This window comes from Actinoplanes philippinensis (assembly GCF_900113015.1).
GTDB classification, from domain to species: Bacteria; Actinomycetota; Actinomycetes; order Mycobacteriales; family Micromonosporaceae; genus Actinoplanes; species Actinoplanes philippinensis.
This window is the reverse complement of record NZ_FONV01000009.1, coordinates 215987-240386: the sequence shown is the minus strand read 5'-3', so window position 1 is coordinate 240386 and position 24400 is coordinate 215987. Positions and strand designations below refer to the sequence as shown.

22 protein-coding genes are annotated in these 24400 nt (G+C 73.1%); 14 read left to right on the top strand and 8 right to left on the bottom strand.

Going from position 1 to position 24400, the window contains the following annotated elements; all coding sequences use genetic code 11:
* Positions 1-2: 2 nt before the first annotated feature.
* Together BM290_RS24555 and BM290_RS24550 are read left to right on the top strand one after the other, a co-directional pair.
* Positions 3-1190 (top strand): sensor histidine kinase, encoded by a 1188-nt coding sequence (locus BM290_RS24555; RefSeq protein WP_093617945.1) that lies wholly within the window; start codon positions 3-5, stop codon positions 1188-1190.
* Positions 1187-1852, top strand: coding sequence for a response regulator (locus tag BM290_RS24550; protein ID WP_093617943.1), 666 nt, complete (start codon positions 1187-1189; stop codon positions 1850-1852). Before BM290_RS24555 ends, BM290_RS24550 begins: the two co-directional genes overlap by 4 nt.
* A 3-nt stretch (positions 1853-1855) precedes the next feature.
* Here BM290_RS24550 and BM290_RS24545 read toward each other — a convergent pair whose 3' ends face one another.
* Positions 1856-4099, bottom strand: coding sequence for a putative bifunctional diguanylate cyclase/phosphodiesterase (locus tag BM290_RS24545; protein WP_177319881.1), 2244 nt, complete (start codon positions 4097-4099; stop codon positions 1856-1858).
* Positions 4100-4258: 159 nt separating this feature from the next.
* On the opposite strand from BM290_RS24545, the gene BM290_RS24540 reads away from it, so the two are divergent.
* The gene (locus BM290_RS24540; protein ID WP_093617939.1) at positions 4259-5815 is read left to right on the top strand and encodes a GGDEF domain-containing protein; all 1557 of its coding nucleotides are present in this window, start codon (positions 4259-4261) and stop codon (positions 5813-5815) included.
* Positions 5816-5876: 61 nt separating this feature from the next.
* Complete coding sequence (locus BM290_RS47505; RefSeq protein WP_143133922.1) at positions 5877-6281, top strand: GIY-YIG nuclease family protein; 405 nt, start codon at positions 5877-5879, stop codon at positions 6279-6281.
* 302 nt (positions 6282-6583) lie between these two features.
* On the opposite strand, the gene BM290_RS24530 is transcribed toward BM290_RS47505, so the two are convergent.
* From BM290_RS24530 to BM290_RS24520, 3 genes are all read right to left on the bottom strand, one after another.
* Entirely contained in the window at positions 6584-6901 is a 318-nt protein-coding gene (locus tag BM290_RS24530; protein ID WP_093617935.1) for a hypothetical protein, read from the bottom strand.
* Between the two features lie 30 nt (positions 6902-6931).
* Positions 6932-7939, bottom strand: a complete 1008-nt coding sequence (locus BM290_RS24525; protein ID WP_093617933.1) for a carbohydrate-binding protein — start codon at positions 7937-7939, stop codon at positions 6932-6934.
* Between the two features lie 125 nt (positions 7940-8064).
* Positions 8065-8604 (bottom strand): MauE/DoxX family redox-associated membrane protein, encoded by a 540-nt coding sequence (locus BM290_RS24520; protein ID WP_093617931.1) that lies wholly within the window; start codon positions 8602-8604, stop codon positions 8065-8067.
* 151 nt (positions 8605-8755) lie between these two features.
* Here BM290_RS24520 and BM290_RS24515 point away from each other — a divergent pair, with 151 nt between their 5' ends.
* From BM290_RS24515 to BM290_RS24490, 6 genes are all read left to right on the top strand, one after another.
* Positions 8756-8962 (top strand): hypothetical protein, encoded by a 207-nt coding sequence (locus tag BM290_RS24515; protein WP_093617929.1) that lies wholly within the window; start codon positions 8756-8758, stop codon positions 8960-8962.
* 71 nt (positions 8963-9033) lie between these two features.
* Positions 9034-9564, top strand: a complete 531-nt coding sequence (locus BM290_RS24510; protein WP_093617927.1) for a thioredoxin domain-containing protein — start codon at positions 9034-9036, stop codon at positions 9562-9564.
* Positions 9561-11393, top strand: coding sequence for an ABC transporter ATP-binding protein (locus BM290_RS24505; RefSeq protein ID WP_093617925.1), 1833 nt, complete (start codon positions 9561-9563; stop codon positions 11391-11393). Before BM290_RS24510 ends, BM290_RS24505 begins: the two co-directional genes overlap by 4 nt.
* Entirely contained in the window at positions 11390-11800 is a 411-nt protein-coding gene (locus BM290_RS24500; RefSeq protein ID WP_093617923.1) for a S26 family signal peptidase, read from the top strand. Before BM290_RS24505 ends, BM290_RS24500 begins: the two co-directional genes overlap by 4 nt.
* A 240-nt stretch (positions 11801-12040) precedes the next feature.
* Positions 12041-12646 (top strand): lytic polysaccharide monooxygenase auxiliary activity family 9 protein, encoded by a 606-nt coding sequence (locus BM290_RS24495; RefSeq protein WP_239143654.1) that lies wholly within the window; start codon positions 12041-12043, stop codon positions 12644-12646.
* A gap of 79 nt (positions 12647-12725) precedes the next feature.
* Positions 12726-13244: a hypothetical protein gene (locus BM290_RS24490; RefSeq protein ID WP_093617919.1), complete on the top strand. Its 519-nt coding sequence runs from the start codon at positions 12726-12728 to the stop codon at positions 13242-13244.
* On the opposite strand, the gene BM290_RS24485 is transcribed toward BM290_RS24490, so the two are convergent.
* Entirely contained in the window at positions 13220-13747 is a 528-nt protein-coding gene (locus BM290_RS24485) for a VanZ family protein (RefSeq protein ID WP_093617917.1), read from the bottom strand. The two genes, BM290_RS24490 and BM290_RS24485, sit on opposite strands and share 25 nt — an antisense overlap.
* Positions 13748-13787: 40 nt before the next feature.
* Here BM290_RS24485 and BM290_RS24480 point away from each other — a divergent pair, with 40 nt between their 5' ends.
* Together BM290_RS24480 and BM290_RS24475 are read left to right on the top strand one after the other, a co-directional pair.
* Entirely contained in the window at positions 13788-14138 is a 351-nt protein-coding gene (locus BM290_RS24480) for a GrpB family protein (protein ID WP_093617915.1), read from the top strand.
* Between the two features lie 105 nt (positions 14139-14243).
* A complete protein-coding gene (locus tag BM290_RS24475) occupies positions 14244-14480 on the top strand; it encodes a DUF4229 domain-containing protein (RefSeq protein WP_093617913.1) in 237 nt (78 codons plus the stop codon).
* Here BM290_RS24475 and BM290_RS24470 read toward each other — a convergent pair.
* Positions 14462-15685, bottom strand: coding sequence for a family 8 glycosyl hydrolase (locus tag BM290_RS24470; RefSeq protein ID WP_143133921.1), 1224 nt, complete (start codon positions 15683-15685; stop codon positions 14462-14464). The genes BM290_RS24475 and BM290_RS24470 overlap by 19 nt on opposite strands.
* 125 nt (positions 15686-15810) lie before the next feature.
* Here BM290_RS24470 and BM290_RS48580 point away from each other — a divergent pair, with 125 nt between their 5' ends.
* Positions 15811-15963 carry a glycine zipper domain-containing protein gene (locus tag BM290_RS48580; RefSeq protein ID WP_177319880.1) on the top strand — a complete coding sequence of 51 codons (153 nt, stop codon included), beginning with the start codon at positions 15811-15813 and terminating at the stop codon, positions 15961-15963.
* Positions 15964-15990: 27 nt separating this feature from the next.
* On the opposite strand, the gene BM290_RS50755 is transcribed toward BM290_RS48580, so the two are convergent.
* Positions 15991-20826, bottom strand: a complete 4836-nt coding sequence (locus BM290_RS50755; protein WP_093617909.1) for a DUF4011 domain-containing protein — start codon at positions 20824-20826, stop codon at positions 15991-15993.
* A 228-nt stretch (positions 20827-21054) separates the two neighbouring features.
* Complete coding sequence (locus BM290_RS24460) at positions 21055-22905, bottom strand: nucleoside-diphosphate sugar epimerase/dehydratase (RefSeq protein ID WP_093617907.1); 1851 nt, start codon at positions 22903-22905, stop codon at positions 21055-21057.
* A 112-nt stretch (positions 22906-23017) separates the two neighbouring features.
* On the opposite strand from BM290_RS24460, the gene BM290_RS24455 reads away from it, so the two are divergent.
* Positions 23018-24397, top strand: coding sequence for a tyrosine-protein kinase domain-containing protein (locus tag BM290_RS24455; protein WP_093617905.1), 1380 nt, complete (start codon positions 23018-23020; stop codon positions 24395-24397).
* The last annotated feature ends 3 nt before the right edge of the window (positions 24398-24400 follow it).

Genomic DNA, 24400 nt, shown 5'->3' with positions numbered 1-24400 from the left:
CGATGCGCACGAGGCTCATCCAGGACGCCGCACTGGGCGTGGCCGCCGTGCCGTTCACCGCGGTGCTGATGTGGCTGACCAACACCGGCCGGCTGCCCGGCCCGGCCGTGCTGGCGCTGATCACGGCGCAGACCCTGCTCATCTGCCTGCGCCGGGTCACGCCCGTGTGGTGCCTGGCCCTGATGCTGGCGCTGCAATGCGCGATCTCCGCGGCCGTGCCACCCGGCTCCGGCCTGCGCGGGGTCGGGCTCGCCGTCGCCGTCTACACGTGCGGCACGGTGCTCGTCACCCGTACCGCCATAGTCCTCGCGGTGATCACCGCGGTCGTGGAGATCGCCGGATACGCCGCGGTGAGCCTGCCCGCCGCGCCGGACCTGTCGCTGGAGCTGACCCGGATCGCGGCGCACCTCGTCCTGTCGCTGCTGCTCCACGTCGGCGCCGCGCTGCTCGGCGCGCACCTGGCCATGCGGCGCCGCTTCGCCGAGGTCGTCGCGGCGGGCGCGGCCGCCGACGCCGAGGCGCACCGGGCCCGCACCGAGGCGGTCCTGACCGCCGAACGCGCCCGGACCGCCCGCGAGCTGCACGACGTGGCCGCCCACCACCTCACCTCCCTGATCGTGCAGGCCACCCTGGTCGAACGGCTCGTCGGCCGGGACCCCGACGCGGCCCGCCGGCACGCCGCCGCGGTCCGCGAGGAGGGCCGCAACACGCTGCACAACCTGCGCCGGATCGTCGGCGCGCTGCGCTCCGACGACGGGACCGACCCGCACCTGCCGGACGGCAGCGGCCTTGCGATGATCGACAAGCTGGTGTCCGGCGGCGAGGCCGTGCTCACCGTCGACGGCGCCCCCGGCGTCCAGGACCCGGCCGTCGAGCTGGCGCTCTACCGGGTGGCGCAGGAGGCGCTGACCAACGCCCGCGCCCACGCCCCCGGCGCGCCGGTGACGATCGCGCTCACCTACCGGCCCTCGGAGACCACCATGGAGATCCACAACGGCCCGCCGGCCGGCCCGCCCGTCCACCACGACCGCGAGCGCCGCGGCTTCGGCCTGATCGGCATGCGCGAACGCGCGTCCCTGATCGACGGCCACCTCTCCGCCGGTCCCACCGCCGACGGCGGCTGGCACGTCCGGCTGACCGTCCCGCACACCGCCCCGCTCGCCGTCCGGCCCACCGAGGAGCACGCATGATCACTGTGCTGCTCGCCGATGACCAGCCGATGCTGCGTGCCGGATTCCGGTCGCTGCTGGAGCTGGCCGGGGACATCACCGTGGTCGGCGAGGCCGGCGACGGGCCCGAGGCCGTCCGGATGGCCCGCCTGCTGCGACCCGACGTGGTGTGCATGGACGTGCGGATGCCCGGCGGCGACGGCCTGACCGCGACCCGCGACATCGTCGCCACCCTCGACCCGGCGCCCGCCGTGCTGGTGCTGACCACCTACGAGCTGGACGACTACGTGTTCGGCGCGCTCGAAGCCGGCGCGAGCGGATTCCTGCTCAAGGACGCCGACCTCGACACCCTCCTCGACGCGATCCGCCGGCTCGCCGCCGGGCACGGCATGGTCGACCACACGGTCACCCGGCGGGTGATCGTCGAGTTCGCCCGCCGCCGCCGTGCCACCACCCCGGCGGGCGCCGGACCGGACCTGCTCACCACACGGGAGGCGGAGATCGTCCGGCTGCTGGCGCACGGGCTGTCCAACGCCGAGATCGCCGCCGAGCTGACGGTCGAGGTCAGCACGGTCAAGAGCCACCTGAGCCGCGCGATGACCAAGATCGGCGCTCGTGATCGTGTCCAGACGGTCATCTGGGCGTACCGCTGCGGGCTCCTGCCCTTGGAGACACCCCCGTAGAGGTCAGACCGCCGCCTCGGCCGACGTCGCCCGCTGCGCGGCCAGCAGCTCGTGGAGCCGGGTGACCGGCGCGGGCCGGGCGAAATGGTAACCCTGCGCCAGATGGCAGCCCAGCTCACGCAGCCGCTGCGCCTGGCCCTCGGTCTCCACCGCCTCGGCCAGCGTGCACAGATCGAGACTGCGGCCGAGGTCGACGATCGTCCGCACGAACGCGATCTCCCGGGGCCCGCCCGCCTCGATCTGCTCGGACGTGAACGACCCGTCCATCTTCAGGATGTCCACCGGCAGCTCCCGCAGGTACGCCAGCGACGAGTACCCGGTCCCGAAGTCGTCGATCGCGATCCGTACGCCGTGCTCGCGCAGCTGCTGCAGCTGACCGATCGTGGTCGCCGCGTCGGTCACCGTGGTCATCAGCACCGTCTCGGTGATCTCCACGATCAGCGCCTCCCCGGGCAGGCCGACGTCCCGGAGACGGTCCAGCAGCCGGGCTGCGAACCCGGTGTCCCGAAGCTGGTGCGCCGACACGTTGACCGTCACCGGCAGCCGGTACCCGCTCCACAGCCCGGCCAGATCCGAGCACACCCGTCCCAGCACCCACTCGCCGATCACCAGGATGTCGCCGCTCTGCTCGGCGAGCGGGATGAAACGTCCCGGCGAGACCGGGGCGCCGTCCGGCCGGAACCAGCGCAGCAGCGCCTCGGCGGCCACGATCCGGCCGGTCGCCAGCTCGACGATCGGCTGGTAGTGCATGCTCAGCTCGTCGGTGCCGATGGCGTGCTGCAACTCGGTGATCAGGTCCCGGTTGGCACGCCACTGCGCGTACGCCCCGGAATCGAACACCGCCAGACCGTCACCCTGGGTGCGCGCCTCCTCCAGCGCCAGCTCCGCGTCACGCAGCGCGGTCGTGCCGCTCTCCCCGGCCGGGATGATCACCGCACCGACGCTGGCCTCGACCCGGCGGCTGGTCAGGCCGGGCACCGGGTACGGCTCGGCGAGCGCCGGCAGCAGCCGCCCGGCCAGCCGGTGCAGCAGATCGTCGTCACCGCGGGTGAGCACGGCGAACGCGTCGGCGTCGAGCCGGACCACCGTGGCGTCGCTGGGCGCCGAGGCCCGCAGCCGGTGGCCGCTCTCCACCAGCACCGCGTCGCCCGCTTTGTGACCGAACGCGGCGTTGATGTCGCGGAAGCCGTTGAGGTCCAGCATCATCAGCACCCGGTCGTGCGGCTGGTGCCGGTTCAGCTCGTTCTGCAGCACCGTCCGGTTGCCGAGGCCGGTCAGCGCGTCGACGTGCGCCCGCTCGTCGAGGGCCGCGCCGAGCTGCGCGAGCCGGCCGATCAGCAACACCGAGGTGATGCAGCCCAGGCACAGCACCACGATCATCCGGCCGCCGTGGCCGGGCGGCGCGGCGGCTACGGCCCGGACCGCGTCGAGGCCGGCGATGAGCACGATCAGCACGACGTACGCCACCAGCCGGCTGCGCGTCAGCAGGGCCGCGTTGCGCGGCATCGACCCGGTGCTGCGTGACATCGAGGGGTGCAGCGCCGCGGCGCCGATCATCAGGTAGGCCGACAGCCAGCCCACCTGGATCCACGCGGCGGCCTCGCCCTGCTCGCGGAACAGCGCGGCGTAGAAGGCGGTGTCGGTGACCACCCACACCGTGGCCGCGCCCACCATCATCCGGTAGGCGACCGTGCGGACCCGGGTCACCACCACGACCCGCACGGTCAGCGCCAGGATCAGCAGATCGTTGGTGACGTAGAGCAGGTAGCCGGCCAGGTGTGCCCCCTCGAACCGGCCGCCGAACAGCAGCGGCTCGGCCACCGCCACCCAGACGACCGCGCCGCCGCCGGTCAGCGCGATCGCGGCGTCGAGCAGCCCGCCGCGATACCGGCCGGGCCGCACCCACCAGTAGACGCTGGCCGTCAGCAGTCCCATCGAGGCGCAGTAGAACAGGTCGCCTATCGACGGGTACGGCGGCAGCTCGTCCTCCGTGATGGTGACCGCCCAGCCCAGGCTCGCCACCATCGACATGCCGACCGCGCCCACCAGCAGCCACCAGGGCCGTGCCCAGACCGGGCGGTGCCGGCGGATCCCGAGGATCAGGCCGGCCAGCACCAGACACGCGACCAGGATGTACAGCCACAGCCGCAGGGCCGGGACCAGCAGGATGGCGGCCATGAGCGAGCAGCCGAGAACGACGTACCAGCGCAGCAGGGCGCTGCCGGCCGGTCGGTCCTGTCTCGTCACGTAGCTAAGCACAGCACACCGGACGTGCGGTCTCGGCCGGAATCCGATGCTGTCCCGTGCCGGCCACGAGGGTGATGACGGTGACGATTCCTCAGTCGTGCCGGGGGCCGTCCGATCAGCTGCTGCAGGTGCCGGACCCATCGCGAACGGGAGGCGACAATGGCAGCCCGACCGCTCGGCGACCCCGTCGTCCGCCGGTGCACGGCGCTGGCCGTCACCTGGCTGGCCGGTTACGTGCTGCTGATCCTCCTGACCCGGGACGCGCCGGCCGCGAACCTCTTCGTCGGCGACATCCTCTACGTGGTGCCGATCGTGGCCAGCGTGGTGGTGGCCGTGATCGCGGTGCGCCGGCTGACCGGCCGGCACCGCGTCTTCTGGCTGCTGCTGGCCGTCGCCTACACCGCTCAGCTGGTGGGGGAGTGCATCTGGGCCGGCTACGACTACCTGTCCGAGAACGGGCCGCCCGAGCCGTCGGTGGCCGACCTCGGCTACACCGTCGCGTCGGTGACCACCCTGTGCGCGGTCCTCGTCGGGTTCGGCGGCGCGAGCGGGCTCCGGCAGCTGCGCGGCCTGGCCGACACCGCCATCATCGTGCTCGGCGTCGGCGCGGCGGCCTGGCATCTGCTGGTCCAGCCGCAGGTCCCGGCCTCCCTGAGCCCCGGTGACCTGGTCAGCCTCACCTATCCCGTCCTGGACACCGCACTGCTCTGCTGCCTGCTGATCATCGGGCTGGGCGGTCACTCGGGCGTGCCGGTGAGCGTGCGGCTGATCGGTCTGGCCGGCGCCGTCAACGCGGTCAGCGACATGAGCTACACCTTCATGAGCATCACGACGGGGTACGAGAGCGGCGGCCTGATCGATGCCGGTTTCGAGGCGGCCTCGGTGTGCTCGTTCATCGCGGCGGTAGTCGCCGTGCGTGTCCCCGAGCCGCCGGCCGCGCCGCGCACCTTCGACCGGGGTTTGACACTCACCCCCGTGCTGCTCTCCAGCGTCGTCGTGTTCACGCTGCTGGCGACGCAGAAGGCCCGCACCGGCGACGTGGACACCACCACCCTGGCGATCAGCGGGGTCCTGTTCCTGGCCGTCCTGCTGCGGCAGTACCTGTTCACCACCGACCGCGCGGCCCTGGCCGAACAGCTGCGCGCGGCGGTCGCCGAACAGCACCGGCTGGCCGTGACCGACAGCCTGACCGGCCTGCACAATCGGCGTTTCGTCAACGAGCGGCTCGCCGACCGCGACACCGTCCGGCCCGACCCCGCCGGGGTGCTCGTCATCGACCTCGACCATTTCAAGCGCATCAACGACACGTACGGCCATCTCACCGGCGACATCGTGCTACGAGCGGCGGCGGCGCGGATCTCGGCGGTCAGCCGGGCCGGCGACCTGGTGGCCCGCTGGGGCGGCGAGGAGTTCGTCGTGCTGCTGCCACGGACCGGCGACGCCGACGCCGCCGACATCGCCGAGAGGATCCGGCAGGAGATCGCCCGTACCCCCGTGGATCTCACCGGGGCGACCCTGACGATCACCGCCTCGATCGGCGTGGCCACCGGCCCGCACGCCGACGGTGACCTCCTCGTCGACCGCGCCGACCAGGCCCTCTACGACGCAAAACGCGCCGGCCGCAACCGGGTGGTGGTGTGGGGCGCGACGCCCCCGCTGCCGCCGGCCACGGACGTCCAGCGGGTCGGCGACACATCGGGTCGCTCGCGCCGGTAGCCCACCAGCACCCAAGGCAGCCTGAAGATCAATTCATCCGAAGAGCCGATGCGGAATCTACGTGTTGTTGTTCGGCAACGGTGACCGGTATGTCGGGCAAGCCGTTGACGTGAGCAGCCGCTTCGGAGCCCACCGGCGTAATCACCCCGGCGACATCGTGGAACTCGGATTTCGCCGTGTCTCACGCGGACAACTCGACGCCGTGGAGCAATCCGAAATCGCCAGGCTCGAACGGGCGGGCGTCTCGCTGCGCAATGTAGCCGGCCTTGACGGCCGGCTCGACGCTCCGGACTTCGACCAATTGATCACACCCGAGGAACAGCAGTCCTGGCTGACGGCGCCTCGGTCCGCAAAGGTGGCGGAAATCGACGATCGCCCTGACGATCCGAAGCACCGCCACCGCCAGCAAGGCCGGGGGCTCTCTCGACGCGCTCAGGCGCCGGATGCCCAAGGTCAAGGCGGATGATAAGCCTGGCTACCGAGCCCGGCCGAACGTCGCGGCGCTGTCTGTGGAGCCGCAGGATTTCGCTCGGCTGCTCGGAGTGCGTGGCGTCCTCCCCGCAGCCAGAAAGCTCAACCTGGACCTGATGCGTAAGGGGCCCACGATGCATTGGCGCACACACAACCCCGCGCTTGCCGACATCGCATTCGCCTGAGCTTTCCTCTGCGGTCGGGGAGTCAGGACCAGCGCTCGACCGCATGTGCACTCAATTTGCCGCGGATTACGCGCTCCGTGGCCGGCCGCCGGTGCATCGACGGAAGTTCGGCTCATCGAAGGTCGATCGTGTGGTCGATCTCGCGGGCCTCCGACTCCACACACTCCGTCAGCGTGAAGTCGTCGCCCAGCCCTCGAAGCACGGTTACGGCGAACTCGCTGCCGTCGCCGAATCTGAGAGTGAAAACCGGGTCCAGGTCGCACAGGAGGGCGAAGCCTTCACGTTGTTCGTCGCCGGCAGCCAACAGGCGCCCTTCCGCCGCCCAGCCCGACTCGGTGGTGGTGACGACGAGCGAGACCGCAACACTGGCCAGGCAGGTGACGGGGTTCGCCCACCAGTCGAGGTGGCAACAGGTCTCGAAGCGATTCACACCCCTCATCCTCCAGCAGCTCGCGGAGGATCACCCATGGAGGCCTCCCGGGGCTCGGCGCCGTTGACGACGGGGCGGGCGGGCCGGGGTCGTCGAGCGACGGGCTAAGTGCCGGAACCGGAACCAGTCGATGTTGGCGAACTCCTCGCGCTGTCTGCTGGTGAAGGTCAGGTAGACGGTGTGCACACCGGTGGTGGGCCGGATCGTCATGGTGTAGGTGACGAAGTCGAACCAGGAGTGGTTGTTCGGGATGGTCATCACGCCGATCGGCGGGGCGGCGCGGTCGTCGAGGCGCACCTCGACCACTCCGGTGCCGTCGTTCCTGGCCCAGTCGGCGGCGCTGATCTGCAGGCTGGTGGCCGGCACGTCGGTGAACCCGATGTCGTCGTACCGGATCCAGTCGCCCTTGGTGATGAAGCCGACGTGCCGGCCGGTGCCGGTCGGCGCCTTCTCGATCTTGACACCGTTCTGTTCGTCGAACGTCTCGGCCTGGATGACGGTGTAGGCGGTGGCGTTCTGCGGCGGGGCAGCCGGCGACCGCGGGGCCCGGCCCGGATCCGCGGTGCCGGCGCCGGTGCTCCGGGGGTTGCCGCCTTGCGGCTGCTCGGGCGTGTCGCCGCCGGCGGAATCTGCCGGGACGCTGCCGGGCGTGGCCTCGGCCGGGACCGGCGCGCTCGGCACGACCCATTCGGCGGCGGACCCGTCGGCCGGACCGGTTTCCCGGTCGGTGGCGGTCATCCGCGCCGCTCCCAGGATGGCCGCGGCGAGCACCACGGCCGTGCCGAGGAACCAGGCGCGATGGGACCGGCGGAGCGCCGGTGCGGCATCGGCGACGTCGGACGGGCCGTCGGGCAGGGCGGGTGTCCGCTCCGCCGGCTGCGATCGGCCCGGCTCGGCGGTCGCCGCGGGCGGGACCGGCCGATCTGCCGCGACGGCCGGGAGGACGCGGGTCGGTGAGTCGTCGCTGCGTGCGGGCGGCGTCCCATCGGGCGTGAGAACGTAGGGCCGGAACAGTGAAGCGCTCGGACGCTCCTCCACCGCGATGCATCTCCCTCGACGGCGCGTATTCGGTTGTGTGCCGGTTCAGTGGTACCGGCCGGCAGGCGCGCGGTCGATCTTAGGGGACGCTCCGCCAGGGCACGCATCCAGACTGGTAATTATTTTCAGCGACCGCTGCGGGGCGTCCGGACGGCGGGGGAGCGGAACAGGTCGACGATGTCGTCGAGCATGACGACGGTCAGGGCCGCGACCGCCGCGACCCCCGCCACGATCGCCGAGCCGGCCGGGTCGGTGGCTGACGCGGGCCAGGCGAGGCCGGCTGCGGCGGTGAGGGCGAGCGCGCCGTTGCGGTGGAGATGGTGCCGGCCGAACGGCGCCGCGGACACTCCGAAGCACCGGCACGACGCGGCCGTCCCGGTGGCCAGCACCCGCGCGATCCCGGCCGAGAACGCGGCCAGCAGCAGCACCGCCAGCACGAGGCTGGCGGCCGTGGTGGCCGGCGCCAGCAGCAGCGCCGGGATCGCCGCCTCGGTGGCGACCACGGTGGCCGCGACCGGCCCGGCCAGTGGCTCCGGCACCACGCGCATGTCGGCGACCGACGCCCGGAACGCGGTGAACGCGGCGCGGCCGCGCAGTTTCGTGACTGCCGAGACGGCGAACACCAGACCGATCAGCACGCGCGCGCCGATCAACGCATAACTCACTCCGGACCTCCCCGTGGATCCCCCCGGTGGTCCACCGTACCCGGCACCGAGGGGCCACGTTCATCGATGAACGGGACAGCGCGGGACGCTCCACTGTGGGTAGTCTCGGCCCGCCGAGATGATCTCGGGAGCGTAAACGAAGGAGTTACACATGCGACAGAAGCTGGGCGCGATCGCCGACCGCATGCTGGCCACGTTCCTTCCGCAGGAGCGTGCCGGCGCCTGCCCGTGCCGGCCAGGTGAGGGCTACTACCAGTACCGCTGTGTCGGTCACCTGCAGCAGCGCCGCTGGTGTGTCGACAGCTGCAACTGCTCCGCCACCTGCGGCTCCTGGTCGAACACCCTCACCATCTGCTGACACGCTGCTCGTGCGGTGCGTGGCGCGGGAACCGGCCGGTCCCCGCGCCACCCCGGCCGGAAAGGAACGACATGCTCTACCTGACGGTCGCGGTCACCGTGGCCATCGCCGCCACGGCGCTCAACCTGCTGCTCACCTTCGGCGTGATCCGCAAGCTCAAGGTGCATGACGCCAAGCTGGCCGACCGGAACGCCGTCATCCAGGAGGCCACCCTCCCGCCCGGCACGTCGGTCCCGGCGGTCAGCGCGACCACCGTCGGCGGCGGCGCGGTGTCGAGTGTGCGGCCCGGCAGCGCCCAGCTGATCGGCTTCTTCTCGGTCGGCTGCGGCGCCTGTGACGACCGGATCCCGGAGTTCGTCGCCTACCAGCAGCGCACCGGGGTCGCCGCGGTCGCCGTGGTGGTCGCCGGCGCCGACGACTCCGGGCCGTACGTGGCGCGGCTGTCCCCGCACGTCGACGTGGTCGTCGAGCCGGAGCGGGGCCCGCTGGCCACCGTCTTCGCGGTGACCAGCTTCCCGGCGCTGTGCCTGGTCGACGCCCAGGGTGTGGTCGTGGCGGGCGGCAACGCCTTCCCGGAGCTGCCCGAGTTCGTTCCGGCGTGACCGGCTCGACGTCGGTTCCGGTGCGCCGGATCCCGGGGCACCTGTGGGCGGCCGTCCGGATCGGCGCCGGCGCGGCCCCCGGTGTGCTCGCCGGATATGTGCTGGTCACGGTCGCGGCCGGGGTCGCCCCGGTGGCGGCGGCAGCGGTTCTCCGTACCGTGATCGACGGGTTGGCCGCGGGGCGGGGGATCGCCGCGCTGACCGTCCCCGCCGTGCTGCTCGCCTGCCTGGGGTTGATCCTCGGGGTGGTCCCGGCCGTCCGCGGCCACCTGTACGGCCGGATGCTGCGCGCCGTCGGCGTCCGCGCGATGGACCGGCTCTACCAGGCGATGAGCCGGATCGTCGGGATCGGCGTGATGGAGAGCCCGGAGTTCCGCGACCGGCTGCGGATGGCTCAGCAGTCCGGTCGTTCCGGGCCCGGCCAGCTGGTCGACGACACCCTCGGCGCGGTCGAGTCGGCGATCATGCTGTCCGGGTTCGTGGGGGTGCTGGCCGCCCTCAACCCGTGGCTGGCGCTGCTCGCCCTGGCCGCCGCGGGCCCGGCGCTGGCCGCGCAGATGTGGCTCAACCGGCGCAACGCCCGGATGCTGTGGCGGATCAGCGGGCGGGCCCGGCGCGAGGCCCACTACGCCGAGCTGCTGACCAGCCTGTCCGCGGCCAAGGAGCTGCGGATGCTGGGGCTCGGCGAGCTGTTCCGCGGCCGGATGCTGCGCGAGATGACGGCCGGCAACCGCGAGCAGGCCCGGCAGGACGGCCGTGAGCTGGCGGTCCGTTCGCTGCTGGCGGCGGTGAGCGCGATCGTCGCCGGGGGCGGGCTGATCTGGGCGATCCACCAGGCGGCGGCCGGCCGGCTCTCGATCGGCGACATCTCTTTGCTCGTCGCCGCGGTCGGCGGGGTGCAGTCGGCCGGCAGCGGTCTGGTCGACCGATTCGCCTCGGCCCACGAGAACGCCCTGCTGTTTGATCATTATCGGACACTCGTCGACGCCGAACCGGACCTCCCGGTGCCGCCGCACCCGCTGCCGGCCGGCCCGCTGCAGCGCGGGATCGAGCTGCGCGACGTCTGGTTCCGTTACGGCCCGGACAAGCCGTGGGTGCTCCAGGGCGTCGATCTCACCATCCCGCACGGCAGCACGATCGCGCTGGTCGGCCTCAACGGCGCCGGCAAGAGCACCCTGGTCAAGCTGCTGTGCCGGTTCTACGACCCGACGCGCGGCAGTGTCACCTGGGACGGCCGTGACCTGCGCGAGCTCGACCCGGCCGAGGTCCGTGACCGGATCGGGGTGGTCTTCCAGGACTTCATGGCGTACGAGTTCTCCGCGGCCGAGAACATCGGGGTCGGCGACCTGTCCGCGATGGACGATCGGGAGCGGCTCGAGGCGGCCGCCGGCCGTGCCGGCATTCACCAGGCGCTCGCGGCACTGCCCAACGGCTACGACACGATGCTGACGAACGCCTGGTACGACGACGCCGACCGGGAGAACGACGAGACCGGCGTGCTGCTGTCCGGCGGGCAGTGGCAGCGCGTCGCGCTGGCCCGGGCGTTCCTGCGGGACCGGCGTGACCTGCTGATCCTCGACGAGCCGACGGCCGGGCTCGATCCGGAGGCCGAGTACGAGCTGCACCGCGGGCTGCGGCGGCACCGGGAGGGGCGGACCAGCGTGCTGATCTCGCACCGGCTCGGCACCATCCGTGACGCCGACGAGATCGTCGTGCTGGCCGACGGCGTGGTGCGCGAGCGCGGCAGCCACGACGAGCTGATGGCCGCCGACGCCGGTTACGCGCGGTTGTTCCGGATGCAGGCCGACGGCTACGCGGCGGCCGAATGATCCTGCTGCTCACGGCCGCCGGCGTGGTGGGATGCGTGGGCGTCCTGCTGCGCCGGCGGTTGCTGGTGGTCACGGTCGAGGGCGTCAGCATGGAGCCCGCCTACCGGCCCGGCGATCGCCTGCTGGTCCGGCGCGCGGGCCTGGCGGGCGTCCGCCGCGGCGCGGCCGTCCTGGTCGCCTCGCCGCCCGGCGCCGGCTCGGCCGATCCGCCGTTCATGGTCAAACGCGCCGCGGCGCTGCCCGGCGATCCGGTCCCGGCCGGCTTCCCGGTGCCGGACGCGGCCGTCCCTCCGGGCCGGCTGCTGGTGCTCGGCGACAACGCCGCCCGCAGCGCTGATTCCCGGACGATGGGCTACCTGTCCGCGGACGACGTCATCGGGGTCGTTCTCCGCCGCTTACCCCGATGATCAAAATGTACGGTCGACGCGCCCCGCATCGGCGCAAGAGGCATCCCGGCCGAACCGGAAGTGTGCCACGTCGATAGACATCGGTTGATATTTCGGAAACTTGGATGTAATCCTTTCGGGAGCGCTCCCAATCCCCTATGACAGCGCTCTTCCGTTCCCCGGAAGGCCCCCCGGAAAGGACGAACTGTGCCCCCACACAAGTCCCGCCGATCCCGCAGGCCCGTCCAGGCAGCCGTCGTCGTGCTCACACTGCTGCTCAGTGCCCTGCCCTGGACCGGGTCCGCACAGGCCCACGGCACGATCATCAACCCGCAGTCCCGCGCCTACCAGTGCTGGAAGACCTGGGGCAGCCAGCACACCAACCCGGCCATGCAGACCCAGGACCCGATGTGCTGGCAGGCGTTCCAGGCCAACCCCGACACCATGTGGAACTGGATGAGCGCCCTGCGCGACGGCCTCGGTGCTCAGTTCCAGGCCAAGACGCCCGACGGCCAGCTGTGCAGCAACGGGCTCACCCGTAACGACAGCCTGAACAAGGTCGGCGCCTGGAAGACCACCGGCAACCTCACCCGCAACTTCACCGTCCAGCTCTACGACCAGGCGAGCCACGGCGCCGACTACTTCCGTGTCTACGTGAGCAAGCAGGGCTTCAACCCGGCCACCCAGACCCTCGGCTGGGGCAATCTCGACTTCATCACGCAGACCGGGAAGTACGCGCCGGCGCAGAACATCTCGTTCACCGTGAACACCTCCGGCTACACCGGACAGCACATCCTGTTCGTCATCTGGCAGGCCTCGCACCTGGACCAGGCCTACATGTGGTGCAGCGACGTCAACTTCGTCTGATCCCCGACCTCCGGCCCGGGGTCTCGTCAACCCCGGGCCGGAGGTCCCCGGCGACAAGGAACAACGACAAGGAACAACGATGCACCGCTATGTGTGGGCGGCCGTCACCCTGCTCGCCGTGTCGGCCGGCGCCGTCGCCCTCCACCTCACCGACGAGCCACCGGACCTGCAACAGCAGCTCGTGTCCCGGGTGCGTACCACCCTCGAGGAGGCCGACCCGGCCACCCACCAGCACGCCGGCCACAGCGGTCCGCCGGGACGGCAGGCGGTGGTCTGCGGCATCCGGCTGTACGGCTACGAACCGTCCGACGTCACCGAGCTCGCCGACGTGCGCACCGTCTACGGGTTCCACATGTGCGGCGTCGCCGAGCCGCAGCTGCCGTGGGACGTCGCCGTCAAACTGGCCGGACCGGTCATCGTCACCATGTCCGACCCGCCCGGCATCCAGGTCGTCGAGGCCACCGAGAACGTCAGATTCGTCGACCGGCTGCACGAGATGTTCCCCGAGCGGTACGCGCAGCTGGCCCTCACCGAGGCGCTGACCGAACCGGAGATGACCGACCTGCGCAGCCGCTACGACGCCGCCGCCGGGCTCTGAGCACACCACCAGCGCCGGGACGCCAGCGCCGCCAGCCCGGCCCCGGCCGTGTTGAGCAGCACGTCGTCCACCGACGTCACCCGGTCCAGCCGCAACACGTACTGCGCCGCCTCGACCAGCGCCGACCCGGCCGCCGCGACCGCCAGGACCCGCGGCACCGACGCCAGCGCCGCGAACCGCATCGGCCCGAAGAACCCGAGCGCCGCGAACACCAGCAGGTTCCCCACGATCTGCACCACGATCGTCACCGGCCCCGCCGCGAGGACGGTGAGCAGGTCACGCAACGGGACGAGGCTCACCCGGGCCTCGTCCCCCGGCAGCAGGATCATCCACACCCACGGCACCGTCCCGTAGACGATCCCCACCTCGGCCAGCGCCCGCCGCCACTCACCGTGCCGCCGGGCCGGCCACCACACCGCCAGCCCCGCCACCGGCGCCAGGACGATCGTGACGAGCACGACCCCGGTGATCGTGCCGAACCATTCGTGCCAGCCCCCGAGCATCAGCGCACTCTACCGAGCCACCGCCAGGTAGCGTCCGGCCATGCGCCTGCCCCCACTCCCGCCGCCGCCCCCGTTCCTGACCCCGGACCGGATGGCCCGGCGCACCGTCGGCGACCGGCCGGCGGACCGCCCGGCCACACCCATCACGATCAGCGAGTACGACCCGGCCTGGCCGGCCCGCTACCGGCGGGAGGAGGCGCGCATCCGGACGGCCCTCGGCGTGCGCCACCTCGTCCTGCGCGACTGGCTGCGCGCCTGCCCCGCCGACCGGGACCGCTACGCGGCGCACAAGCAGGCGGCGGCCGCGCGGCATCCGCTGTCGACGTCCGGCTATGTGCGGGACAAGGGCGACGTGATCGTGGAGATCCTGACCCGGGCGGGGCTGCGCTGACCGGACGCCGGGCGGGCTTGAGCGAGGACACGCTGCGGCGGCCGGCGGCGTGGGCCGCGACGCCGGGAGACGTCCGGCCCGCAGCAGACCGGTACGCTGGGCCGCATGCGTCCCGTCCTGCGTCTGCTCGGCCTCCGGCTGCTGTACTTCCTGCTCGTCTTCGGGGTGCTCACCGTCGCGCCGCTCGGGCTCGACCTGATCCTGCGGGTGCTGATCGCCTTCGTGGTCAGCATGGTGCTCTCGTTCTTCCTGCTGCGCCGGGAGCGGCTGGAGGTCACCGAGCAGGTGGTGACTAAGGTCGACGCCCGCCTGGAGCGGCGCCGTCAGTCCGGCCGGGGATAGTTGCCCGAGACGATGATCATCACCTGCAGCTGCAGGGTGTCGCCGAAGTAGTGGCCCGGGTCGACGCGTGCGGCGGCGAGCCGCTCCCACAGCGCGTCGAGCCACGGCTGGGCCGCCGGGTCGGTCATCGCGCTCACCGCCAGCGGCGCCCAGAACGCGTTGTCGGGGTCCGCGTCGTAGCGGGCGCCGCTCAGGGCGTACCCCGAACCGATCCTGCCTGGATCGTCGCCGGTCACCGACCGGAACCAGGCCGTCATCCGGCGGGCCGCGGCCGTCGTGACGGCGTCGCCGGTGAGCAGTGCGTCCAGGCCGAGACGCCACGGGGTACGGCACGCGTTGTACCCGTAGTCGCCGTCGTGCGCCGTCTCCAGCACCCGGCCGGTGACCGGCTCCGGCCCGTCACCGCGCACGAAGTCCGGCAGCAGCCCGGTCCGGGGACTGTGCTCACGCTGCAGACCGCTGATCGCGGCACGGTGCGCCCGGGTGATCTCCGCCCACGCCGGGTCACCGGTGGCGGCCTGGAACGCCCGGAAGTACAACGGATTCCAGTCCGAGGTGCGCGACGTCGCGTGCAGGCGGGTGCCCTCGGTGCTCCAGTCGCCGAGCAGCATCAGGCCGCTGTCCCGGTTCACCGTGCTGCGCTTGATCGCCGCGATCCGGCGTACCGCCAAGGCCCGGTAGTCGTGGCGGCCGGCGCTGCCCCAGGCCCGGTCGGCGAGCAGCAGCGCGTACGCGATGTCCAGGTCGCCGTCGGTCGCCGAGTCGCCGCCGTCGCGGGCGGCGCAGCGCGCGTCGAGCTCGGCCGCCATCAGGTCGGGGTCGAGGTGGGACGGGTGCTCCAGCACGAATCCGAGGATCCCGTCGAACAGCTCCCGCGCCCGGCCGTCGAGCGGCGCCATCGACGCGGCGATCACCAGGCCGTACCCCTGCCCCTCGGCGATCGCCGGGTATGCCGCGTCGGGAGAGTGCACCCGCAGCGTCCCGGCGGTGCAGCCGGGCCGTACGAACGCCGACTTCCACGCGGTGTAGTAGGCGAGCAGCCGCTCCCGCATCAGCGCCGGGCTCGCCGACGGGCGGATCACGTCGTACGGGTAGAAGCCCACCGGTGGCGACGGCGTGACCGGCCGCAGCACGCCCGCCGGGACCTCCGGCCCGCACCCGGCGAGGGCCAGAAGAGCGAGAAGACCCGCGGCCCACCTGATCACGGCGGCCACCCTACGTCAGTTTCCGGCCCGCCCGGCCGCGCGACGACGGACCCGGAGTGCGCCCTTCGTGGTCATCCGTTCTATGATCATGAATGTCTCGATGTCGGCTGGTACGGGGGAGTCCGATGAACAAGAAGGCACAAGAGGGCGCGGGCGTCGGTGTGGGCCTCGCCATCGGCATAGCGTTCGGCCTGCTGACCGACCATCTGGCCCTGGGCGTCGCGCTCGGTGTCGTGATCGGCCTGGGCCTGGGCATGATGGCCCACCGCCGCGGCTGACCCGGCGACCGGCGTCGCCGCACCGGGTCAGCGGCGGGCCGGTTCGGAGCGCAGCACCCGGGGGTGGGCCGACGGCGCGCGATCGGCCGGGGCCTCGACCGCGCCGGTACGTCCCGGGCGTGCCCGCGCCGCGAGGTCCAGCGTCGCCCGCAGCCGGGCCTCCTCGCCGGCCCGGTCCCGGTACCAGGCGAGCGCCCACACCCGGTGCAGACGCCACCCGAGGCCGGTCAGCACCTGGTCGTTGAGCCGGTCCCGGTCCCGGGCGGCCGGGCAGTCCCGATAGCCGGGGCCGTCGCAGCGCACCCCGAGCAGGTAGTCGCCGGCCGGGTCGCCGGGGTGCCGGATCGCGATGTCGACGCGTCCGCCGGCCGTGCCCAGGCCGGTCCGTGCCGGATAGCCCCAGCCCCGCACGGTCGCCAGCACCGAGGAGACGAACGCGCCCGCCTCGTCGTCGGCCGCCCGGTCGGCCCCGGTCGCGTCGCGCTCCACATAGTCCAGGTAGGCGGCCAGCTGCCGGATCCCCCCGTTGTCCGACTCCGGCACGTCGCGGGACAGGATCGACGTCACGATCTCCACCCGGTGCCGGGCGCGGGTGATCGCCACGTTCAGCCGCCGCCAGCCGTTGGGCCGGTTGAGCGCCCCGAAGTTGGCGCTGATCCGGCCGTTCTCGTCGAACCCGTACCCGATCGAGAAGATCATCACGTCGCGTTCGTCGCCCTGCACCGACTCCAGGCTCTTCACGAAGAAGCCGTGCAGCCGGTCGTCGGTGACCGCTCGTTCCAGGGCCGGATGACCGGCCGCGATCTTCTCCAGGGCCCGCTCGATCGCCTCGGCCTGCGCCACCGAGAACGTGACGACCCCCAGCGAGCGCCCGGGCCGGGTCGCGAAGTGGTGCACGATCCGCTCGGCGACCCGCTCGGCCTCCACCGGGTTGTCCCGGCCGGACGAGCGCCGGTAGACCCCGGCCACCGGGAACAGCTCGACACCGGTGTCCGGGCCGCCGATCACCGGCGCCGGGAACGTGCTCAGCCGGCCCTGGTAGAACGCGTCGTTGGCGAACGCCACCAGCGCCTGGTGCCGGCTGCGGTAGTGCCAGGTCAGGCTCATGCCGGGGAACGCGCCGCAGGCCTTGGCCAGCTCCAGCACCGACTGGAAGTCGAGCACCTCGCTGTCCTGGCCGGCCACCGAGAACGAGCGGTCGAAGAACGACGTCGGCGGCAGCTGCCGGTCGTCGCCCGCGGTGATCAGCGAGCGGCCCCGGTAGATGCAGTTGACCGCCTCGGCCGGGGTGACCTGGGAGGCCTCGTCGAAGATGACGGCGTCGAAGTCGACGTCCGGGGGCAGTGACTGGCTCACCGTCAGCGGGGAGGCGAGCACGCACGGGCGCAGGGCGAGCACGGTGTCGCGGGCGCGGGCGATCAGGTCGCGTACCGGAAGCTGCCGGTCCGCCTTCATCGCCTCCCGCCGCAGCAGGCCCGCCCCGGCGCTGTCGGCCGCCGGCCGGCCCGCCTCGACCGCGGTGACGATGTCGCGGGCCGCGGCCGCCGCGAGCCGCTCGTCGGCCTGCCGGAACTCGGCGACCAGGCGGTCCCGGTCCTCACCACGCCACGGCCGCAGCCGGGTGTCGCCGCGGACCACCGCGTCCACCCAGCCGTGCAGCAGCGCCCGCTCCAGCACCGCCGGCACCGCCGCGCCGTCCAGTCCCTGGTCGGCGCAGAACTCGACGGCCGCGTCCAGGCCGTGGAAGGTGAGCACGTCGCGGGCGTCGAGGCAGGCGAACCACTCCTCCTGGCCGCTGCTGTCGTCGCGGATGTCACGCAGCAGCGCCGCCGCCCGCCGGTAGTCGCCGAAACACCCCCGCAGGTCTGCCTGCCGTGCCGGCCCGAACCCGGCGAGCACCAGCTGGCTCGCCCCTTCCCACTCCTGGGCCCGTTCGCTGAGCAGCGGCAACGGCCGTAGCTCCCGCAGCGCGGCGACCTGGGCGGCGGTGAGCGGCCCACCGGCGAACTCCCGGGCGGTCGCGGCCCAGGCGATGGCGGTGGCGAGTACGGCCGGGTCGGTCTCCGCTTCGCCGGTACGCCCGCCGACCGCGGCCGCCGCCGACTCGGCGGCCGCCCGCAGCTGCGCCAGCCGTACCGTCTCGGCGTAGTCGAGGGTGCGGCCGGTCGCCGTGTCGTACGCCCGGACGGCCTCCGCCGCCGCCCGCAGCGCCGTGCCGTGCTCGGTCAGCCAGGTGATCGCGTCGTCGATCGGCCCGTTCATCAGCTCCGGCCGGGCCGCCGGGTAGGGCGCCGGCCGCAACGTCGCCTGCCAGCGCTGCAGGGCGTCCCGTGCCTCGGCGACCACCCGCACCGGCGCCGGGTCCGGAGTCGGCGCGCAGACGTAGGCGAGCACCGCCTCGGTGGCGGTCGGCGGGGCGGCCGCGATCGCCGAGCCGGCCACCGCGATCGCGTCGTCGAGGGCGGCGAAGTCGGTGCCGCGGCCCTGCCAGTACCGGCCGAGCACGGTCGCGTACGTGTGTTCGGCCGCCGCCAGGTCCTGCAGCGCCCGTCGCCACGCGACGGCCACGCCGATCCGGGAGACCGCGTCGCCGAGGTGCGCGGTCGGCAGCACGAACCCGGCCACCTGCCGCCGGTCACGCCGGTACGCCCCGAGCAGCTTGCGCCACCCCCGGTGCACGTGGGCGAACCGGTCGGCCAGCTCCTCCACCGGCTGGGCCAGGATCGCCTCGGAGAAGTACGGCCGGGCCTGCAGCTCCGCACCCACCAGCACCTCCAGGGCACGGCGCAGCGTGCCGGCCCCGGTCTGCACGGTGGCCAGCACGCCCGCCCCGAACCAGAACCGCTCCGGCTTGTGCGGCCGTGCGCCCAGCTCGACGACGGTGGCGACCCGGGCGATGTCGCGGGTGGTGGTGGCCGGCGGCAGTCCCAGCTTGGCGGTGACCCGGTCGACGGCGCGCCGGTGCTTCTCCAGCTGCTCGGCGGCGCGGGTGAACGACAGGGCCAGCTCGTCGGCGTCGGCGGCGGTCAGCGCGCCCAGGTCGATCGGGTCGGGCAGCGACTCCAGCGACGGCACCGGCGGCAGCGTGGCGGGGGAGGGCAGCGCGGTCCACGGCGCGCCGGCCCGCTGCTTGACGGCGTCGGCGGCGCGGGCGGCGGCGGCCAGTGCCTCACCGCGCCGGTCGGCGGCGGTACGGATCGGATCGAGGTCGGCGGCGGTCAGCCAGGCGTCGGCGACCTGTTCCGGCCGGTGGCCGGCGTGGTCGGCGAGCCGTGCCAGGGTCGCCGCGTCGGACGGGCCGCGCAACCCGAACGCGGTGGCGGCGGCGCCCGCGGTCCGGGCGGTCCGGGCCAGCGCGGCCAGGGCCTTCTCGGCGCGGCTCAGAGCGGGGTCGAGCGGCTCCCGGATGATCACGTCACGCCAGAGCAGCCCGTCGCCGCCGGCGATCGCCCGCCACGAGCGGGACAACTGGTCGACGGCCTCGTGGATGCGGTGCATCGCGTCGGGGGTGAGCGCGCCCGGGACGATCGTGGGCACCGGGGCGGCGGGCACCCCGGCCAGCGCGGCACACCGGCCGATGATCTCGTGCACGCTGACGTCGAGCGGGCGGCGGATCTCGTTCACCGCGTACGCGTAGGCGGTCAGCCGCTCCCGCCGCTCCCGCAGGGCCGCCCGGTCCACGGCCGGGACGTGGCCGGGCGGTTCCGGCGTCTCGTCGACCGCCGCGGCCAGCAGGGTCGCCACCTCCCGGCGGCCGGCCTTCTGCCCGTGCAGCTCCAGCAGGTACCGGTCGAGCCCGGCCTCGGCGAGCCGGTTGCGGACCACGTCGAGCGCGGCGACCTTCTCGGAGACGAACAGGACCCGTTTCCCGGCGTGCAGCAGCGCCCCGATCATGTTGGCGACGGTCTGCGACTTGCCGGTGCCGGGCGGGCCGTCCATCACGAAGCTGTGCCCGGCCAGCGCCGCCGCGACGCACGCCCGCTGCGACGAGTCGGCGTCCAGCACCAGCGGCACGTCCTCGGGCGGCGCGAGCCGGTCGGTGTCCTCCGGCCGGATCGGGGTGAACCGGAACTGCTCGGTCTGCCGCCGCTGGTCGGTGGTGGCCAGCGCGCGGACCACCGGGTGCGCCAGGATCCGTTCCTCGTTCTCCTGCAGGTCCCGGTAGATCGCCTCCTTGTGGAAGGTGAGGCAGGTCAGGATCACCGACCGCTCGATGTGCCAGCCGTTGCGGCGGGCCACCGTGTCGGTGAAATCCTGCCAGAACCGGGCCACGTTCAGCTCGGCGCCTGGTTCCGGCCCGGGGACCGTGATGCCGGCCTGCCGCAGCCGCAGCGCGAGCGCCGGGTTGAGCACCGGCTCGGCGTCGCGCAGCCGCAGGCCCGGCGGGCCGCCCTGTTCGCCCGCGACCAGTTCGGCCGGGAGCAGCAGCAGCGGGCTGGCGTAGCTGGTGGTCTCGCTGTCGGCGTCCTCGTCGTCGGCGGCCAGCCGCCAGTGCAGCAGCCCGAGGGCCAGATGCAGCACGGCCACTCCCCGGTCCAGGTGCTCCTGGTGGGCGCGGCGCATCAACCGCCGCAGCAGCGGGCCGAGGGTACGGTCCGGCAGCTCGGTGCGGAACGTCGTGTCGTCCGGGTCGCCGCCGGGCCCGGTCAGCGTGCAGGGCGTGCCCCGGGTCAGGGCGGCGACCACCCGGTCGGGCTCCGGCGCGGTGATCTCCACGAGGTCGGCGTTGCCGCCGGAGAAGTTGATCAGGCGGTTGTTGTCGCCGAGATCGATCAGGCTGTCACGCCAGGCCCGTAGCGCCGCGTGCACGCCGGCCCGTGCCGGCCTCGGCTCGGGCCGGTCCTCGTCAACCCGGGATCCCATGCCCCGATTGCAGCAGTACACGACCCTTTCGCGCGGGAGAATCAGATTCTTCGCGTTTGTCGGCTTTCCCATGAAGGGGCGCCGGTCGCCGGCGCGGGCCGGCGCGGGCCGGCGCGGGCGAGAGTCAAGGCGGGGGCGCGGCCGGGGGCGAGGGCGTGGGCCGGCGCGGGCGAGAGTCAAGGCGGGGGCGCGGCCGGGGGCGAGGGCGTGGGCCGGCGCGGGCGAGAGTCAAGGCGGGAGTGCGGCCGGGGGCGGGGGCGCGGTGGTGGAGGGCGTGGCGCCCGATGTGGCGGGGGGCGTCGCGGAGGGCGCGGGCAGGGCGCACGTCTCCGCCAGGGCGGCGATCAGGATCGGGGGATCGGCGCCGGACGGGAGCGGGATGAGGTGGTTGGGGTCGACGGGCGGGACCGCGACGTGCGAGATCAGCGGATGCAACGGCCGCCGGTCCACCTCGCCGGCGCCGAAGAGTGTCTCGGAGAGCTTCTCGCCGTCGCGCAGACCGGTGTAGACGATCGGGACCGGCTTGCGTGACAGCGCCACCATCTGCCGGGCCACCTCGGCGATCCGGACCGGGTCGCCCATCTCCAGGACCAGGGCCTCGCCGTCCGCGCCGATCGCCGCGGCCTGGATCACCAGGTGCACCGCCTCCTGGGTGGTCATGAAGTAGCGGGTCACGTCGGGGTGGGTCACGGTGACCGGCCCGCCCTCGGCGATCTGGGTGCTGAACGTGGTGAACACCGAGCCCCGGCTGCCCAGCACGTTGCCGAAGCGGACGCTCAGGAACGTGCCCCGGCTGCGCCGGGCGGTCCACGCGGTGAGCCGCTCGGTGATGCGCTTCGAATAGCCGAGGACGCTGGTCGGATCGGCCGCCTTGTCGGTGGAGATGTTGACGAACCGCTCCACCGAGCCGGACGCCTCGAGCACGTTGAGCGTACCCATCACGTTGGTCTTCATCGCCTCGCCGGGATGGCGTTGCAGCAGCGCCAGGTGTTTGAGGGCGGCCGCGTGGAAGACCACCTGCGGCCGCCGGGAGCGGAAGATCTCCCGCATCCGCCCGGCGTCGCGTACGTCGGCCAGGATCACCGCCGGGTCGTCGAGGCGGGCCTGCGCGTCGATGGAGAGCTGGACGGCGAGCAGCGAGGTCTCGTCCCGGTCGAGCATCAGCAGCTCGGCGGGCCGGAAGTGGTGGATCTGCCGGCACAGTTCGGACCCGATCGACCCGCCGGCCCCGGTGACCAGGACCCGCTTGCCGGTCAGGTATCCGCCGATCGCGGTCAGGTCGGTGTCGATCTGATGGCGGCCCAGCAGGTCGGTGACCTGCACCTCGCGGATGTCGCCGACCTGGACGGCCTGGTCCATCAGCTCGCTGACCGACGGGACCACCTTGAAGGCGGCGCCGGTGGCCAGCGTCCGGTCGCGGATCTCGCGGACCAGCCCGGCGTTCGCGTTGGCGACCGCGAAGATCAGCAGTTCGGCGCCGGTGTCGGCGAGCGCCCGCCCGATGTCGTCGCGCCCGCCGAGGACCGGCACGCCGTGGATGCGCAGGCGCCGCTTGTCCGGGTCGTCGTCGATCAGGCCGGCCGGCAGGTAGCGGCCTTTCGGGTCGTGCAGCATCGAGTGGACCAGCACGGCCCCGGCCGAGCCGGCGCCGAAGAGCACCACGGGCGCGGCGGTCCGGCGGTCCGGCCGCAGCCGGTGGGCGAGCTGGAGGCGCCGCAGGTAGCGGGCGCCCATCATCAGGACCAGGCTGATCGCGCCGCCGGCGGCCGGGACGCCGACCGGCGCCGGCGGCTCGGAGATCAGCATGCTGGAGATGGTCAGCACGAAGGTGACCGCCGCGGTGGTGGTGGCGACGCCGTGCACCTCGTCGAAGCTGGCGAACCGGTAACGCCCCCGGTACAGCTGGCGGGCGTGGCCGACGGTGGCCTGCAACGTCACGGCGAGGGCGATCATCGCCGTGGTGCCGGTCAGGTCGCGGCGGCTGGGGATGAAGTCGAAGCGGGTGTGGACGGCTACGAGGAGCCCGGCCACCCATGCGGCGCCGTCCACGAGTAGCGGCAGCAGGCGAGCGCCCCTCATGTCCCGCAGCGTAGCAAGCGGCCCGTTATGATAAAAACTAACTTTTCCGATTTGGGTTGACCGCACGATTTGTAGCCCTATCGTGGCGGTTGGCCGCGGAACGGGGGTCTCGGTGGGCCTGCGGGATTATCTCCGCGTCGCCAGGCGAAACCGGTGGCTGATGGCCGCGTCGGTGGTCGTCGCGCTCGGGGTGGCCCTGGGCGTCAACCTCTACGCCACCCCGGTGTACGCGGCGCGGGTCACGTTCTTCTTCTCCACGCCCAGCTCCGGGGGCGGCGGCATCGCCGCGGCCGGCATGTTCAGCACCAACCGCCTGTCCACCTACGCCGCGCTGCTCACCAGCGACGAGGTGGCCGCGCCGCTCGCCGGCACCCCCGGTGTCGATCTGGACCTGGAGGAGATCCGCGAGGCGATCACCGCGGAGATCGTCCCGGACACCGTGATCATGAACGTGGTCGTCGAGGACCGCGACCCCAACCGCACGCTGCTGCTGCTCACCCGGCTCAGCCGCAGTTTCGTCGCCGCGGTGCAGGAGCTGGAACGGCCCGACCCGGCCGAGCCGTCGTCGGTGAAGGTCACCATCGTCTCCGGCCCGGCTTTGGACGAGGACCCGGTCTCCCCGGACCCGCTGAACAACCTCGCCCTCGCCACCGTGGCCGGCCTGGTCGTCGGCGCGATCGGCTCGGTGGGCCGGGAGGTCGCCGACAACACCGTGCGGACCGCCGAGGCGCTGCAGACCCTCGCCTCGGCCCCGGTGCTGGCCCGGGTGCCGGCCGACCCGGCCGGGCCGTTCGTCTCGCCGAGCACGTCGCCGCGCACCGAGGCGCTGCGCGAGGTCCGCACCCGGGTGCAGTGCGCCGCGGCCGCCGGCTCGGTGAAGACCCTTGCCGTGACCAGCGCGGTCCCCGGCGAGGGCCGGTCGGCCACCGCGTGCGGGCTGGCGCTGCTCTTCGCCGAGGCCGGGCAGCGGGTCCTGGTCGTCGACGCCGAGCTGCGCCACCCCCGGCTGGGCGCCTTCCTCGGCCGGGAGGACGCGGCCGGGCTCAGCACGGTGCTCGACGGCACCGCGCCGCTGGAGCAGGTCCTGCAGCCGTGGGGCGCCGGGCTGTGGCTGCTGGCCGGCGGGCGGACCCCACCCAACCCGAGCGAGCTGCTCAGCTCGCCACGGATGACCGAGCTGGTCGACGAGGTACGCCGCCGGTTCGACGTGGTGATCTTCGACTGCCCGCCGCTGCTGCCGGTCACCGACGCCGCCGTGGTGGCCGCCCGCGCCGACGGCACGCTGCTCGTGGTGCGTGCCCGCCGCACGACGTCGGCGCAGGTCACCGACGCGGTCCGGGCCCTGCACGCGGTCAACGCCACGCTGCTCGGCTGCGTGCTCAACATGGTCGCCGGCAAGGGCCCCGACGCGATGCCCCGCTACGACTCGTACCTGTCCGGCCCGAAGCCGTCGCCGCGCGGCCGGGGCGGCTGGTCGATGCAGGCGGCCTGAGGC